This is a genomic window from Erythrobacter sp. QSSC1-22B (genome assembly GCF_001678665.1).
GTDB lineage: Bacteria > Pseudomonadota > Alphaproteobacteria > Sphingomonadales > Sphingomonadaceae > Qipengyuania.
The window spans coordinates 168,828-184,752 of sequence record NZ_LZRP01000004.1 but is presented as its reverse complement, the minus strand read 5'-3'; the positions used below and the strand labels follow the sequence as shown (position 1 = coordinate 184,752).

The following is a 15,925-nucleotide window of genomic DNA, read 5'->3' as shown; positions in this document are numbered from 1 at the left end:
TTGCTCAAGGGGCGGCTCTGCTCAACTCGGCTTTGGTCAAAGGTCGGCGGCGGTCATCTGGAAGATCGGCGTGTGCGGCTGATAGCGGCCCATCTTCTCCAGCAAACCATCCAACGTCTCGTCGGCGATCATGATCCCCTGATGCGCGGGCCGGATGAAGCCGACCTCGGCCATGTGGCGGTTGAAGGCCAGCAGATGGTCGAAGAAGCCGAAGGCATTGAGCAGTCCGACCGGGCTGGTGTGATAGCCCAGCTGCGCCCAGCTGATCGCTTCCCACAATTCGTCCATCGTCCCCACGCCGCCCGGAATGGTGACGAAACCGTCGGACAGATCGGTGAAGCGCTGCTTGCGTTCGTGCATGCCGGAAACCGTGTGGAGCTCGGTGCAATCGTGATTGGCGACTTCGGAACTGGCGAGTGCTTCGGGAATGATCCCGATCACCTCGCCGCCGGCATCGAGCGCGCCCTTGGCGACCGCGCCCATCAGCCCGAGCCGCCCGCCGCCATAAACCACCCCGATCCCGCGCCGGGCGAGGCTGCCGCCGATCTCGCGGGCGAGCTCCATATAGCGTCCATCCTGCGGCGTCGCCGACCCGCAATAAACGGCAATCCGGTTCACGACTGGGCAGCTCCGACCAGATCTTCGATCATCAGTCCGGCGGTCGCCTTGGCGCTGCCGACCACCCCGGGGATGCCCGCACCCGGATGGGTCCCGGCGCCGACGAGGTAGAAATTGCCGATCACATCGTCGCGATTGTGGCCACGGAACCACGCACTCTGGGTGAGCAGCGGTTCGAGGCTGAAGGCGCTGCCGAGATGGGCGTTGAGATCCTGCGAGAAATCGCGCGGGCTGTAGTGGAACTTGGTCACGATGCGGTCGTGGATATCGGGGATATCCAGCCGCCTCCCGACTTCGTCGAGCACGCGCTTCTCGAGCAGCGGGCCGGTTTCTTCCCAATCGACCGCCAGCTTGCCGGTATGGGCGACGGGGACCAGCGCGTAGAAGGTGCTCATCCCCTCGGGTGCGACGCTGGGGTCGGTCACGCTGGGGTGGTGGAGATAGACCGAGAAATCGGCGGGCAGCACGCCGTTCTTGTAGATGTCGTCGACCAGCCCTTTGTAGCGCGGGCCGAACAGGATCATGTGATGGGCGATGTTCGGGAAGGTCCCCTTGAGCCCGAAGTGGACCACGAACAGGCTGGGCGAGAATTTCTTGCGCGCCAGCTTCTTGGCGTAGCTCTTGCCGCGCCCGGAACCGCTCAGCAGATCCTTGTAGCTGTGCATGATATCGGCATTGCTGGCGACCGCATCGAAACGCTGGCGGAAACCCGAGCGGGTTTCGACCTCGGTCGCCACGGTGCCCAGCGTGTGGACCTGGACCACCGGATCGTCGAGCCGCATCGTCCCGCCAAGCCGTTCGAAATGGCGGACCATCCCGGCGACCAGCTGGTTGGTCCCGCCGCGCGCCCACCACACGCCGCCATCCTTCTCGAGCTTGTGGATCAGCGCGTAGATCGCGCTGGTCTTCATCGGGCTGCCGCCGACCAGCAGCGTGTGGAAGCTGAACGCCTCGCGCAGCTTCTCGTCCTCGATGAAATGGCTGACCATGGAATAGACGCTGCGCCAGGCCTGCTTGCGCGCCAGCGCCGGCGCCGCCTTGAGCATCGACTTGAAATCGAGGAACGGCACGTGGCCCAGCTTGACGTAGCCTTCCTCGTAGACCTCGGCGGAATATTTGAGGAAGCGCTGGTAGCCCGCGACATCGGCGGGGTTGATCCGCGCGATCTCGTCGAACAGCTGGTCCTCGTCGTTGGAATAGTCGAATTCGGTCCCGTCGGGCCAGGTCAGCCGGTAGAACGGCATGACCTGCATCAGGTCGACATCCTCGGCCATGTCATGCCCCGAAAGCGCCCACAATTCGCGCAGGCAATCGGGATCGGTGATGACGGTGGGGCCACCATCGAAGGTGAAGCCTTCGCGCTCCCAGACGTAGGCCCGGCCGCCCGGTTTGTCGCGCGATTCGATCACCGTCGTGGCGATCCCCGCCGATTGCAGGCGCAGCGCGAGCGACATCCCGCCGAAGCCCGAGCCGATCACGCAGGCGGTCTTGCCGGTCGGCGTGGTTGCGACCCGCGGGGTCTCGGCCGGCGCGGCGGTGATATTGGGGGGTGATGCGTTCATGGCGGCTATCCTTGGACGAGAGGCCTGCCTTTGCCAAGCAACGCGGCAATGGCTCGGGGGATCGGCACGGGCGGTCTGCCCGTGAGCGTACGCAATTGATCGAGACGGGTCGAGCGGGCGGCGTAGAACCGTTCGATCAGCGGTTCGGGCAGGCGGTAGAACCGCTCGAAGATCTTGTAGCGGCGGTCGGGCTCGGCGGCGTCGAACAGCATCTTGCCGAGCATGCGATAGAAGCGCGTGGCGCACCAATGATCCTGCGCGCGGCGATCGACGAAGCGCGCCAGTTCGCCGCCCGCGAGATGGGCGTTGCCTGCGATGGCAAGGGCATTGGCGACCGCAATCGGCATTGTGTAGCTGGTCAGCGGGTGGGTGAAGCCGCCGCGCGCCCCGGCCAGCGCCACGCCCGGAACCGCGATCTCGCGGCGATAGGCGGCGAAATCCCCGCCGGTCACCACCGGCAGCACCCCGGTTTCCTCGCCAATCGTCTCGCCCGTCCAGCCGTGCGCGGCGCAATAGGCGGCGATCCGACCGGACAGCGTCGCCCGGTCGAGCAGCGGCTCATCGGCGTAATAGGTGTCCTCGACGAAGATGTCCTGCGGGCCCAGCGGCAGGACATAGACGAAGCGATAGGCGCCCAGTTGCGCTACGGTGGCATCCATGATCACCGGACGCACGACGCCATGCGGGCTGTCGCAGCGCAGGTGCCGCCCCATGAAGACCTGCCAGCCGCCGGTCAGATGGGCGGAGGGGACGGCATCGCGGCAGTCGATCACCGTGGCGGCATCGAGGAACCCGCCGCCGGCGAGCTCGACGCCATGTTCGCAAAGACGCTCGACCCGCGTCCCCGCCATGATCGCATCCTGGGGTAGCAAGCGGCGCAGGGCACGATCGAAGTCGGCGCTGGCGAGCGAGCGGTATTCTCCGCTGAGATGTCGTTCGTGCGCGGGAAAGCGGACCGTATTGCCCGCGGGCCAGCTGGTCTGGGGGAAGGGTGCCATCAGCGCGTCGCCTTCGGTCTCGAGATCTCCGGTGAACCAGCTCCAGCGGTGGTTGCCGCCAAAGCTGCCCCCTGCCTCGATCAGGGCGATTCGCTGCATGGGCTGCGCGCGATGGATGGCCAGCGCGATCAAACCACCGGCAAGTCCGCCGCCGACCACGGCGATATCGAGGGAACGCCCGTTCATTACGGCTTTGCCCTAAGCAGCAACGCGGATAAGGGCAATGCAAAGGAATGCAATGGAACGTGCGCGCAAGCGACCCGTTGTTGCGTTGAAACGTCAATCGAGGAAAATCATGAAAACACTTGCTGCTGGCCTGCTGGTCGCTGGACCCATGCTGCTTGCTGCCCCGCTCGCGGCACAGGATGCCGGTGCCCCCGGAGTTCGCGCCGAAGCGCCCGAACTGCCCGAATCGACTGTGTTCGATGGCGACTATCTCACCGTCGGTATCGGGGTTGGCTATGGCGCGAGCTATTCGGGTTCGGACGATTACCGGACTTTCGTTCTGCCGATCGTGCAGGGCTCGCTGGCCGGTGTCGATATCAGTCCGCGCCCGGCGGGTGTCGCGCTCGATTTCATCCCCGATCCGGACGAGGGCGTGTCCTTCTCCTTCGGGCCGGTGATCAAGCTCAACCGCGACCGCGCCGATCTCGACGGCATCAAGGATCCCGTGGTCGAGGCCTATGGCGAACTCGACACTGCGATCGAGGTCGGACCGAGCGCCGGGGTCAGCTTCCCGCAAGTGCTCAACGCCTTCGACAGCCTCAGCTTCTCGGTCGAAGCGGCTTGGGATGTCGCGGGTGCGCATGACGGCATGTCGGTGAGTCCGGCGATCACCTATTTCACCCCGCTGAGCCGCGGGATCGCCGCCTCGCTATCGCTGAGCACCAAGTACATCGACGACGATTACGCCGATTACTATTACTCGGTGCCCGCCACCAACGCGGCGCTCCCTGCTGCCGATGTCCTGCCCGGGTTTCAGGCCGATGGCGGGTTCGAAAGCGCGGGCGTCAATGTATTCATGGCCTTCGACCTTAACGGCGATGTCACCGATGGCGGGCTCGCGCTGATCGCGCTGGGCGGCTATTCTCGGATGCTCGGGGATGCCAAGGATTCGCCCTTCACCAGCATCCGCGGCGAGGCCGATCAGTTCCTCGGCGCCCTGGGGATCGGCTACACATTCTGAGCCGCTAGCGCCTGCCCCCGAATATTTTGCTCCCAAATACCAAGGGCGGCTCGTCTAGCCGCCCTTGTCGTGTCAGCACCCGGTGATTGCAGCGCACCGGCACTTTCGTTGCAGGATCATTCCTCGTCCGCGGACGGCGTCCCGACCGTTCCTGGGGCCAAAACCGGCCTGGAATCGGGCATCTGCGCCTTGCGGTCGCCGGTCTTGAGATAGGTGTCGAACCAGCTCATCATCCGCAAATTGTAGTCGTAGCGCGACGCGGCCTGGTTGTTGCCATGACCCTCGCCGGGGTAGAGCACGAGCCGCACCGGGGTCTCGGGCTTGCGCACCTTGATCGAGCGATAGAGCTCGTAGCTCTGGCTCGGCGAGACCCGCGTATCCTCCGCCCCGTGCATGATCAGCAGCGGGGTTTCGGCCTTGTCGACATGATAGATCGGGCTGACCTCGAGCATCTTGAGCCAATCATCCCAGGGCCAGGCCAGGCTGTGGACATTGTACATCTCGTAGGGGATGTCTGTGGTGCCGAACTTGCTGACCTGATTGGATATTCCGACGAACATGACCCCCGCCGCGAATTCCTCACTGAAATAGGTCGAGGCCCAGCCGGTGGCATAGCCGCCGTAGGAACCGCCGGTGATCCCGACCCGGTCGGCATCCGCCACGCCCATCTCCACCAGCGCGCGCTTGGCATCGACCAGATCGGTGAATTCGGGATCGGTGTAATTGCCCTGGTGTTGCTTGGAGAACGCAGTGCCATAACCGGTCGAGCCGCGATAATTGGGCAGGAAGACCGCATAACCCTGTCCCGCCGCGACCTGGCCGGGACCGCTGTAATTGGTGTTCCAGCCATTGGAATCATGCGCTTCTGGGCCACCATGAACATCGAGGATCAGCGGTGCGCCGCCGCGCGGCGCGCCGCCGACCGGCTCGATCAGCACGCCCTCGACCGCCTGCCCGTCGCGCGCGGTGTAGGTCACGGTCCGCTGCTGGCCCATGTCGATTTCGGACAGCCAGGGATTGTGCGCGGTCCAGCGCTCGAAATTGCCCTCGTCCCAGACGAACAGCTCGCTGGGATGGCTGGGAGAATTCGCCGTGACCGCGATCCGGTTGCCCGCGGCCTCGACCGCGGTGAGGATCAGCTCGTCGCTGTCGTGTTCGGCTTCGACGCTTCCGTCGGCATTGTAGATCCGCAGCGCCGACTGCGCGCCCTTGTGGATCACTGCCGCAAGCCGCCCGTCGGGAAGCCATTCGGCGTCAACCGCCGCCTCGGGCGCACCCTGATTGAGCGCGCGATACCGTCCGGTTGCGACATCGACGAAATGCAGCGTCGTCGCGGCGGGATCGTTGATGTCGATCCCGGCGATCAGCGAGAGCTGCGCACCGTCGGGAGAAATCTCGACATCGCCGATCTTGCCCGGGGTCTCGACCACCGCGCTGATCCGGCCGCTGGCGAGGTCGAGCACCTGTACCCGCTTCGAGGTATAGCTATCGTCGACCTGCGGGGTCGGAGCGCTTTCGATGATGCCGTAGCGCGCATCGGGAGCGATCTTGAAATCGCTGACATAGCCGGGGATCGCAAGCGCTTGCGGCTCGGCGTCGGGCATCTCGCCGATGGCGGCGCGGAACAGGCGGTTGAGCTGCGCTTCCTCTTCATAAACGATGGCGTTGAAGCCGGCCTTGCTCTGGCTGGCGCGCGGCTTGTCTTCGGCGGCACCGGCGAGCAGGTGCATGTGCTGCCCATCGGGGCTCCAGGCATAGCTGCGCACCGCAGCGCCATCGATCGTGGCGAGCTTGCGCTGCGCGCCGCCATCGACCGGGATGCCCCAGACCGCGCGCTTTTCGTCACCCTTGGTCCACAGGAAGCTGACCCAGCGGCCATCGGGCGAGAAGGCGATCGAACCGACGTTCATGTCGCCGGGGAGGAAATCGCGAACATTGCCCGGCCCGTATGCGAGCCGCAGCTGCTGGCGCGGGCCGCCGTTCTCTTCGCCTTCGGTCACATCGGGCAGGCTGACGGTGGTGTAAGCGATCCGGTTGCCGTCGGGCGCGAGCGCGATCGCGCCGACGCTTTCGATCTTGGCAATGTCTTCCGCCGTCATCGGCCGCGCCGAGACGGAGGTGGCGGCGAGCGCGCTGGAGGCGAGCAGCAAGGTGGCGATTGTGCGGCGGGTCATGGGCGGGGCGATCCTCTCTCGATCATGAAAAATGGCGGTAGTCGCTTCATAGCGAGACAGGCGTGCATGGCAAACCGGCGCTTGTGCCCGGGACGTGCACGCGGCATCACGGCGTCAACAGGGAGAATTATCATGCGTTTCACCTATCCGCTGGCGCTCGCCGCCGCTTTCGTCGCCGCGCCCGCTTTGGCCGACACCACCGTGGTCCATGCCGGCAATGTGATCACCGATGCCGACAGCGAGCCGATGGGACCGGCGACGATCACCGTCACCGATGGCCGCATCGTCAGCGTGGCGCGCGGCTGGAACGCCGCTCCCGAGGGCGCCGAGACCGTCCGGCTCGAAGGCATGACCGTCGTGCCGGGACTGATCGACCTCCATGTCCATCTGACCGGCGATCCGGGCGGCGATTTCTGGAAGGGCGCGGTCGAACCCGAGGAATGGGGCGTGGTCGTCGGCGCCAAGAATGCGGCCAAGACCTTGCGCGCCGGTTTCACCACCGTGCGCGAGGCCGGGAGCGCGCAGCACAGCGGCTTCGCGTTGCGTCGCGGCACCGAGGAAGGGATGATCGAGGGGCCGCGGATCGTCGCCGCCGGACCGTCGCTGGCGATCGTCGGCGGGCATGGCGACGTCTCGGGCTTCCGCCCCGAGGTCAACGCGGTGCTGACCTCTGGCTACACCTGCACCGGCGCGGTCGAATGCGCGGCGAAGGTTCGCCGCGCGAGCCAGAACGGTTCCGACGTGATCAAGATCACCGCCACCGGTGGCGTGCTGAGCCAGCAGGGCCGCGGGCTCGAGGCGCATTTCTCAGATGCCGAGATGACCAGCATCGCCGACACCGCGCATTCGCTCGGGCTGCAGGTGATGGCGCATGCGCATGGCGCGCGCGGGATTGAAGCGGCAGCACGTGCGGGCATCGACAGCATCGAGCACGCGACCTATCTCGACGAGGCTGCGGCCGATGCGATGAAGGCCAATGGCACGGTGCTGGTGCCGACGCTGATGGCGTTCCAGGGCGTCACCGAACGGCTGGGGCAGGGCATCTACACCCCGGTGGTCGAGGCCAAGATCCGCGCGGTCGCCGAAACCGCCAAGGTGTTCATGGGCAAGGCCTATCGCTGGGGCGTCCCGATCGCCTTCGGGACCGATGCCGGGGTGTTCGACCATGGCCGCAACGCCGAGGAATTCGCGCTGATGGTAGCGCAGGGCATGTCGCACCGCGAAGCCTTCGCCAGCGCCACCACCGTCGCGGCAGGGGTGCTGCAGATGGAAGGCGAGATCGGCCGCCTCGCGCCCGGCTACTCCGCCGACATGATCGCGGTGGCGGGCAATCCGCTCGAGGATGTCACCGTCCTCGAGAACGTCGATTGGGTGATGGTGCGCGGGCGGATAATCGATTAGCGTTTCACGAATTGCACGGACGCTGGTCGATTGAATCGCGTTAGAGGTTTCGTCATTGCGAGCCTTGCGCCAGCAAGGCGCGGCAATCCATGGATCGCCGCGTCGCCCACGCGGGCTCCTCGCGATGACGTTTCGAGAGAGGAATCTACTATGCAAACAATCCGCATCGCGTTGCTGGCCAGCGCCGCGCTTTCGCTTGGCGCCTGCGCCACCACCGTGCCCGAAGCGGGCTCGACGGGCGCGGCGACCGCCGCGGCGACGCAGTCCGAGCGCGACCGGCTGTTCGCGCTGTTCGCCGATGCCGACGAACGCGATCTCAGGCTCAACCCGATCGGGGCGCTGTTTCGCGGCGACATGCGCTACGCCGACCGGCTCGGCGATTTCCTGACCGACGAGTACAACGACGCCAGCCGCGCCGATGCGCAGACCAATCTGGCGCGGCTGCGGGCAATCGACCGGGCCGCGCTCGATGACACCGACCGGCTCGCCTATGATGTTTTCGAATACAATCAGCGGCAGGCGCTCAAGGGCCTGACAGACGAGGTTCTCGCGGTCACCGAGGTTCGTCCGGTCAACCATTTCTCGGGCTTCCACACCTTCTACCCGAGCTTCGCCAGCGGCCAGAGCGCGGCGCCGTTCAAGACGGTCGAGGATTACGAGAACAATCTCAAGCGGCACGAGGATTACATCGCGATCACCGATCGGGCGATCGGGCTGTTTCGCGAAGGGCTCGACAGCGGCGTGCTCGAGACCAAGCTGACCATCGGCAATGTGATCGAGCAGCTCGATACGCAAATCGAGATGCCAATCGAAGAAGCGCCGTTCTGGATGCCGGTAACGAACTTTCCCGACAGCTTTTCCGCCGCCGAGAAGGCGCGGCTGACCGGGCAGTATCGCGCGGGTACGCGAGACATTTACGCGGTGCACACTCGCCTGCGCGATTTCCTGCGCGACGAATATCTGCCGCGCGCCCGGACGAGCGTGGGGCTGGCGCAGATGGAGGGCGGCGAGGCGCTGTATCGCCAGCTGATCGAGAGCACGACCACTCTGCCGCTCGAACCCGATTACCTTCACAATCTAGGGCTGAGCGAGGTCGCGCGGATCAAGACCGGGCTGGAAGAGATCAAGGCCGAGGTTGGCTTTGAAGGCACGCTCAACGAATTCTTCGATTATGTCCGCACCGATCCCCAGTTCAAGCCGGAAAGCCGCGAGGCTCTGACGCAGACTTATTACGATATCGGCGAGCAGGTCGATGCCAGGATCGACGAACTGTTTTCGCTGAAACCCGCGGCGCCGCTGGAAATCCGGCCCTACGAGGCCTTCCGCGAGCAGTTCTCGGCGGGCGGGTCCTACCAATCGGGCGCGCCCGACGGATCGCGGCCCGGGATCTTCTATTTCAACGCCTACGACCTGCCCAGCCGGCTGACGACGGGCAATATGACGCTCTATCTGCACGAGGGCGCGCCGGGGCATCACTTCCAGATCAGCCTGGCGCAGGAGAACGAGGCGCTGCCCGCCTTCATGCGCTTTGGCGGGACCACCGCCTTCGTCGAGGGCTGGGCGCTCTATGCCGAGACCCTGGGCGAGGAGATGGGGTTCTTCGAGGATCCCTGGAACCGCTACGGCACCCTGCAGGACGAGCAATTGCGCGCGATGCGGCTGGTGGTCGACACCGGGCTGCACTCCAAAGGCTGGACCCGCGAGCAGGCGATCGGTTTCATGCTGGAAAATTCGGGCATGACCCGCACCGAAGTGGTGGCCGAGGTCGAGCGCTATATCGCCATCCCCAGCCAGGCGCTGGCCTACAAGGTCGGCGCGCTCAAGATCCAGGAACTGCGCCAGCGCGCCGAGCAGCGGCTGGGCGATCGCTTCGACATCAAGGCCTTCCACGAGCAGGTGCTGAACACCGGGGGGCTGCCGCTGCCGGTGCTCGAAGCGAAGATCGATCGCTGGATCGCGGCGGGCGGGGCCTGAGGCGATAAACCCGCGTCCGGTCGCTACCGGGCGCGGGGGCCGCGTTTAGCTGCGCCCGACGCTCACATAGTCGAAGCCGCGCGCGCGGACATCCTCGGGGCGATAGATGTTGCGCAGATCGACCAGCACCGGGGCCTTGGCGATCTGCTTGACCCGGTCGAGATCGAGCGCGCGGAAGGCGTCCCACTCGGTCACGATGGCCACGGCATCGGCGCCCTCGATCGCGGTGTAGGGATCCTCGCACATGGTCACCTCGGGCATCAGCGGCCCGGCCAGTTCCATGCCCTCGGGGTCGTAGGCGAAGACTTCGACCCCGGCATCGGTGAGCGTCTGCGCCACCGCGATCGCGGGCGAATCGCGCATGTCGTCGGTGTTGGGTTTGAAGGTCAGCCCGAGCAGGGCAACCTTCTTGCCGCGCGCATCGTCCTTGCCGCCGATAGCATCGAGCACCTTGCGGCCCATGGCGCGCTTGCGGGCGTCGTTGGCCTCGACCACCGCGGCGACGATCCGCACCGGGCTGTCGTAATCCTCTGCGGTCTTGAGCAGCGCCAGCGTGTCCTTGGGGAAGCACGAGCCGCCATAACCGGGTCCGGCGTGGAGAAATTTGGAGCCGATCCGGTTGTCCATCCCGATCCCGCGGGCGACATCCTGGACATCCGCGCCGACGCGCTCGCACAGATCCGCCATCTCGTTGATGAAAGTGATCTTGGTGGCGAGGAAGGCGTTGGCGGCGTATTTGATCAGCTCGCTGGTGCGCCGCCCGGTGAACAGGATCGGCGATTCGTTGAGGAACAGCGGGCGATAGACCTCGCGCATGACCTCGCGCCCGAACTCGTCCTGCGCGCCGATAACGATCCGGTCGGGGCGCTTGAAATCGCCGATTGCCGCGCCCTCGCGCAGGAATTCCGGGTTGGAAACGACGGCGAAGCGATGGCTGGTGCCGCTGGCTGCGAGGATTCGCTCGACCTCGTCGCCGGTGCCGACGGGGACGGTCGATTTGGTCACCACCACTGCGTCGTTGGACAGGCTCGCGCCGATTTCCTCGGCGACCGCATAGACGAAGGAAAGATCCGCATGGCCATCGCCGCGGCGGCTGGGGGTGCCAACCGCGATGAAGATCGCCTGCGCCCCGGCGATGCCCTCGGCCAGATCGGTCGTAAAGCTCAGCCGTCCGGCCCTGACGTTGCTGTCGACCAGCTTGTCGAGCCCCGGTTCGTAGATCGGCATCACGCCTTCGCGCAGCCGCGCGATCTTCGCCTGGTCCTTGTCGATACAGACGACCTCGTGGCCGAAATCGGCAAAGCAGGCCCCCGAAACCAGCCCGACATAGCCTGAGCCTACCATTGCGATCTTCATGTCGTGCCTCCGGTGTGACGGATGGTGATCGTGCCGTCGGTTTCGACCGCCTGGATATAGCGCTGCTGCGTGCCATAGAGCACCAGCGCGGTCAGCACCCCGGTGCGGAACGCCCCGGTGTCGATCCCGATACGGTGGCCGCGATCCTCGATATCCTCGAAGATGGTGTGGCCGTGGACGATGACATGACTGAGCGGGTCGGGATGGCGCAGGAAGCGCTCGCGGATCCACAACAGGTCGCTGCGGCTCTGATCCTCGATAGCGCGCGAGGGATCGACGCCCGCGTGGACGAAGACGTAGTCTCCGGCCACGATCATCTCGTCCAGCGACTGGAGGAAATCGCGATCGCCTTGCGGGATCAACCGCGCGAGTTCGTCCTGCAACTCGCCCAGCGTCAGCGCATCGAGGTCCTTGCGCGAAATGCCGTAGCTCATGATGGTCTCGCGGCCGCCATGCTTGAGGAAGTGGCGCAACACGTCCTTATCCTCGAAGCTATCGAGGAACATTTCCTCGTGATTGCCAGCGAGGCAGCGCAGCGGACGCTGGCCCCGCCATTCGCGCGCCGCGGCTATGACGCCCGCGCTCTGGGGGCCGCGATCGATCAGGTCTCCGAGCAGCACGACGGTGGAGTTGGCTTGCGCAGCAGCGCTTTCGTCCTCCTCGATCGCGCCGCGAAGCGCGTCGAACAGGTCGAGCCGACCGTGGACATCGCCGACGACGTAATAACGCTCGCCCTCGGGCACCGCCGTAAGCTTGACTGGCGCCTTGGGCCTGCGGAATATCTGGAGAATTGAGTTGAGCATGGTCGTTAAGATGGCGCCGAAGCAAAGCGCTGCAAGCCGCATAGGCGCGCACGGGCGAGCGGGCAACTGTGCGATGCTTCTCCACAAACTCGCCAAGATCTTCGCAGTTGCACAAAAACCACGGTGCTGGTCGTCAATTGGTAATAATTGCGTCTGAAACTTGCTTTCGTAGGCGGGTTTGTGAAATATGGTTGCGAACACGTTAGAGGAACCCGCTCCACAATCAGGGCCCGACGCGTTTGCAGGTGGGACGAAGCGACAACCATCAGGAGTCTGTCATGCTCACGTCCTCGCGCGGCCTCGCCGCATCGCTCGTCTTGGCGAGTTTTACCCTATCCGCTCCTGCCTTCGCGCAGGTAGTCAACCCGGCCGACGAGGTCGCGGAAGACACCCAAGGTCCGATCACGATCTCCGCCAATGTCGCGCTGGCAAGCGAATACCGTTTCCGCGGTGTCGACCTGTCCGGTGGCGAAATAGCCATCCAGGGCGGGTTCGACCTCGCAACCGATTCCGGGTTCTACGTCGGCACCTGGGCTTCGTCGCTCGACGAAACGACGGTCGGTTTCGGTTCGACCGAAGTCGATGTCTATGGCGGCTGGAGCGGCGAATTCGCCAGCGGCCTTTCCGCCGATGTCGGGGTGATCGGCTATCTTTACCCCGATGCCGGGCCAGGCGATTTCGATTACGTCGAATTCTACGGCTCGGTCGGCTTCGCCATGGGTCCCGCCGAAGCAACGGTCGGCGTTGCCTATGCACCCGATCAGGATTCGCTGGGCGGCACCGACAATTTCTACATCTACACCGATCTCGGAGTCGGCATTCCCGGCACTCCTGTGAGCGTGATCGGCCATGTCGGCTATACCGACGGCTTCCTGACCTTCACCAACGACAGCAAGGCTTTCGACTGGTCGATCGGCGCGGAAGCGGCGCTCTATGGGCCGCTGTCGCTCAGCGCCGCCTATGTCGGCGCCGAGGGCGACATTCCGGTCGGTGCCTATGATTTCGTCGACGATGCTTTCGTGGTGACGCTCAGCGCGAGCTTCTGAATTCGATCATCAATCTCAAGCGGGGGCGGGCAATGATCTGCCCCCGTTTGCATTCTTGCCCACATTGACTCTAGGCCTCATGAAAATCACGGATTTCCGACCAACGATTGGTGTTGCACCGCTCTATTGGGTCCAAACCGGATCAGGTTGTTTCGGCGGTAGTGCGCTTTTCCAATGCGACCCTCAGCATCACATCTCTCCGAAGTAGTTGCAAGTAATCGAAATCCTCTATACGTCAATTCTCAGGGGGATTGGCGATGGAGGTATTGCCTCAGCTCAACGCTGTCGAATGGATCGCGCTAGTTCAGCACGAGCTGTTTCTCTTTGCGACCTTCTTTTTCATCCTCGGGGCTCTGGACGAATTCGCCATCGACCTAGCCTTCGTCTGGTTGCGGGTCCGTGAAAAGGTCGCGACCGAACGCGTCGATGAAGCGGAACTGCGCGCGCGTCCGCTTTCCGGGATCGTGGCTATCTTCGTCCCCGCATGGGACGAGGCCCAGGTCATCCGTCCGATGCTGACCCACGCTCTGCTGGCATGGCCGCAGGCCGAGGCGCATTTCTACATCGGCTGCTATCGCAACGATCCCGCGACCTTGGCCGAAGCGTCGATCGTCGCGCGGGCGGATTCTCGCGTTCATCTGGTGCTCCACGATCGCGATGGTCCTACCAGCAAGGCCGACTGCCTGAACGCGCTTTTTGCAGCGCTGGTGGCGGAGGAAGCGCGCATCGGTCAGCGGGCGCGGATGGTCGTGCTTCACGACGCGGAAGACATGGTCGATCCGGCGGCGCTTGCTGCGCTCGACATCGCACTCGATCATGCCGAATTCATCCAGCTCCCGGTGCTTGCTTTGCCGCAACCCGGCTCGCGGTTTGTCGGGAGCCATTATTGCGACGAGTTCGCCGAAGCGCATGGCAAGGTGATGGTGGTGCGCAGCGCGCTGGGTGCCGGCATTCCCGGTGCGGGAGTGGGAAGCGCTGTCGAGCGCGACACGCTCGCGCGGCTGGCCGAGCTTGCGGGCGGTGGCGGCCCCTTCGCGGCGAATTCTCTGACCGAGGATTACGAGTTCGGGCTCAATGTCGCGGCCATCGGCGGACGCGACCGGTTCCTGCGCCTGCGGACCCGAGAAGGGAGGCTGATCGCAACGCGGGCCTATTTCCCCTCGCGGATCGACACTGCCGTGCGCCAGAAAACGCGCTGGATTCATGGCATCGCCCTGCAAGGGTGGGATCGGCTGGGCTGGAGCGGCGGGATGCTGCGCGGATGGATGAAGCTGCGGGATCGGCAGGGTCCATTCGCGGCGCTCCTCCTGGCGATCGCCTATATGCTTTTGCTGGGGTCCGGGCTGATCGCGATTGCCGGATGGTTCGGCCTTTTCTTTCCCGTCAAGGCATCGCCGCTGCTCACCACGATGCTGATTATCTGTAGCATTGCCTTTGTCTGGCGCGCGTTGGTCCGCGCGGCCTTTACCAGCCGCGAGTTTGGCTGGCGCGAGGGTTTGCTGGCGATCCTGCGGATACCGGTATCCAATGGCATCGCGATCATGGCGGGGCGCCGTGCGATTGTCGCTTATGTCGCGACGCTGCGGGGTGCGGAAGCGAAGTGGGACAAGACCGATCATGACGACCATCCCGCTTCCCTGCTGCACGAGCCCGGCGCGGCATGATCGTTCGGCCGACCCTCGGGTCCTTGCCGAACTCACGCTCCTTCCGCGGCCAACCACTGGCGATCATCCTGCTGGTGTTCGCGCTCTGGATCGGCTTGCGAGCCAGCTACTGGTCACCGCTGATCGAGATCGACGGCGCTCTGGTGCCCTTTGCAGCTCCAAGTGCCAGAGCTCGTGCAACAGGGGTGGACGATTCGCCTGGGCGAGAGAGCCTGCCTCCCTCGTTTGGTGAGGGCGTTGCATCTTTCGACACCCTCGCGCTCGTAGGAAGGCGCCTTGCCAGCATCGTTACCATGCCCACGGTGCCATCTCGCCCTGCTTCACTTGCGGCCTTGTCCGGCGGGTCGCAACCTGGAGCTTTTCCGGTAGACCGCTCGCCTGCCCTGGCCGGCGAGGCTCAAACCTCGCCATGGAAACTTGAGCAATTCCGTCCCGCCGCTGCGCCTTTCTCGCTGCCACCCGGAAGGAGCCGCTCCAGCGAACCGCGCCGGCTCTCGATCGATGGCTGGCTGTTTCTGCGCGCAGGCGGGGTGGCAGATGCGGGCGCCGGGCCGCTCGCCCCGACCTATGGCCGGAGCCAGTTCGGGGCCGTGCTCCGCTATGATTTCGGGACGCGCAGCGCGTATCTGCCGCAGGCCTATCTGCGCGCTGCGGGCTCCATCGAATCGCGCGAAGCGGAACTTGCGGCGGGAATCAGCATCCGGCCCGTGTCGGGGCTCCCGCTTCGCGCGCATGGCGAGGTCCGCCTTTCCCGGCTCGGCGACAGGGTCGAACTGCGCCCATCCGCCTTCATAACCGCTGGGATCGAAGAGCGCTTGAAGCCGCTCGACGCCCGGGTCCGGGGCTATGCGCAAGCCGGTTATGTCGGGGGTGAATTCGCCACCGCCTTTGCCGATGGCAGCCTTGTGATCGAGCGCGATGCGGCGCGGTTCGAGCGGGGCGCGCTCAGCGTGGGAGCAGGCGCATGGGGCGGGGCGCAGCAAGGGACCTCGCGGCTGGACCTCGGCCCGACCGCAAGCGTGGACCTGAGCCTCGGGCAGGGCAGAATACGGGTGGCCGCAGATTATCGCCTGCGGGTCGCCGGCAGGGCGGAACCCTCGTCGGGAGCCGCGCTGACCCTGTCGACCAGTTTCTGACGCCTCG

At 65.0% G+C, this 15,925-nt stretch carries 12 protein-coding genes; 6 read left to right on the top strand and 6 right to left on the bottom strand.

Annotated elements, in window-relative coordinates:
* Positions 1 to 36: 36 nt before the first annotated feature.
* The 3 genes from A9995_RS08540 to crtY are packed head-to-tail and all read right to left on the bottom strand — an operon-like array spanning position 37 to position 3,364.
* Entirely contained in the window at positions 37 to 618 is a 582-nt protein-coding gene (locus tag A9995_RS08540) for a TIGR00730 family Rossman fold protein (RefSeq protein ID WP_067611498.1), read from the bottom strand.
* A complete protein-coding gene (locus A9995_RS08535; protein ID WP_082992585.1) occupies positions 615 to 2,180 on the bottom strand; it encodes a phytoene desaturase in 1,566 nt (521 codons plus the stop codon). Before A9995_RS08535 ends, A9995_RS08540 begins: the two co-directional genes overlap by 4 nt.
* Positions 2,181 to 2,185: 5 nt before the next feature.
* The gene (gene crtY, locus A9995_RS08530) at positions 2,186 to 3,364 is read right to left on the bottom strand and encodes a lycopene beta-cyclase CrtY (RefSeq protein ID WP_067611492.1); all 1,179 of its coding nucleotides are present in this window, start codon (positions 3,362 to 3,364) and stop codon (positions 2,186 to 2,188) included.
* A 109-nt stretch (positions 3,365 to 3,473) separates the two neighbouring features.
* Between crtY and A9995_RS08525 the strand changes: the two genes are divergently transcribed.
* Positions 3,474 to 4,364: a MipA/OmpV family protein gene (locus A9995_RS08525; RefSeq protein ID WP_145916874.1), complete on the top strand. Its 891-nt coding sequence runs from the start codon at positions 3,474 to 3,476 to the stop codon at positions 4,362 to 4,364.
* A gap of 116 nt (positions 4,365 to 4,480) precedes the next feature.
* On the opposite strand, the gene A9995_RS08520 is transcribed toward A9995_RS08525, so the two are convergent.
* Positions 4,481 to 6,538, bottom strand: a complete 2,058-nt coding sequence (locus A9995_RS08520; RefSeq protein ID WP_067611486.1) for a S9 family peptidase — start codon at positions 6,536 to 6,538, stop codon at positions 4,481 to 4,483.
* A 132-nt stretch (positions 6,539 to 6,670) separates the two neighbouring features.
* On the opposite strand from A9995_RS08520, the gene A9995_RS08515 reads away from it, so the two are divergent.
* Both A9995_RS08515 and A9995_RS08510 read left to right on the top strand, forming a co-directional pair.
* Positions 6,671 to 7,939, top strand: coding sequence for an amidohydrolase family protein (locus tag A9995_RS08515; protein WP_067611483.1), 1,269 nt, complete (start codon positions 6,671 to 6,673; stop codon positions 7,937 to 7,939).
* A gap of 150 nt (positions 7,940 to 8,089) precedes the next feature.
* The gene (locus A9995_RS08510; RefSeq protein ID WP_067611480.1) at positions 8,090 to 9,913 is read left to right on the top strand and encodes a DUF885 family protein; all 1,824 of its coding nucleotides are present in this window, start codon (positions 8,090 to 8,092) and stop codon (positions 9,911 to 9,913) included.
* A 45-nt stretch (positions 9,914 to 9,958) separates the two neighbouring features.
* Here A9995_RS08510 and A9995_RS08505 read toward each other — a convergent pair whose 3' ends face one another.
* Both A9995_RS08505 and A9995_RS08500 read right to left on the bottom strand, forming a co-directional pair.
* Positions 9,959 to 11,269: a UDP-glucose/GDP-mannose dehydrogenase family protein gene (locus A9995_RS08505; RefSeq protein ID WP_067611477.1), complete on the bottom strand. Its 1,311-nt coding sequence runs from the start codon at positions 11,267 to 11,269 to the stop codon at positions 9,959 to 9,961.
* The gene (locus tag A9995_RS08500) at positions 11,266 to 12,072 is read right to left on the bottom strand and encodes a metallophosphoesterase family protein (protein ID WP_067611823.1); all 807 of its coding nucleotides are present in this window, start codon (positions 12,070 to 12,072) and stop codon (positions 11,266 to 11,268) included. The genes A9995_RS08505 and A9995_RS08500 overlap by 4 nt, the downstream gene beginning before the upstream one ends.
* Before the next feature lie 278 nt (positions 12,073 to 12,350).
* Between A9995_RS08500 and A9995_RS08495 the strand changes: the two genes are divergently transcribed.
* The 3 genes from A9995_RS08495 to A9995_RS17050 all read left to right on the top strand — a co-directional run bounded on the left by A9995_RS08495 (position 12,351) and on the right by A9995_RS17050 (position 15,918).
* Positions 12,351 to 13,118: a TorF family putative porin gene (locus A9995_RS08495; RefSeq protein WP_067611474.1), complete on the top strand. Its 768-nt coding sequence runs from the start codon at positions 12,351 to 12,353 to the stop codon at positions 13,116 to 13,118.
* A gap of 257 nt (positions 13,119 to 13,375) precedes the next feature.
* Entirely contained in the window at positions 13,376 to 14,782 is a 1,407-nt protein-coding gene (locus A9995_RS08490) for a glycosyl transferase family protein (RefSeq protein WP_067611471.1), read from the top strand.
* Positions 14,783 to 14,805: 23 nt separating this feature from the next.
* Positions 14,806 to 15,918, top strand: a complete 1,113-nt coding sequence (locus tag A9995_RS17050; protein ID WP_168157364.1) for a hypothetical protein — start codon at positions 14,806 to 14,808, stop codon at positions 15,916 to 15,918.
* Positions 15,919 to 15,925: the final 7 nt, after the last annotated feature.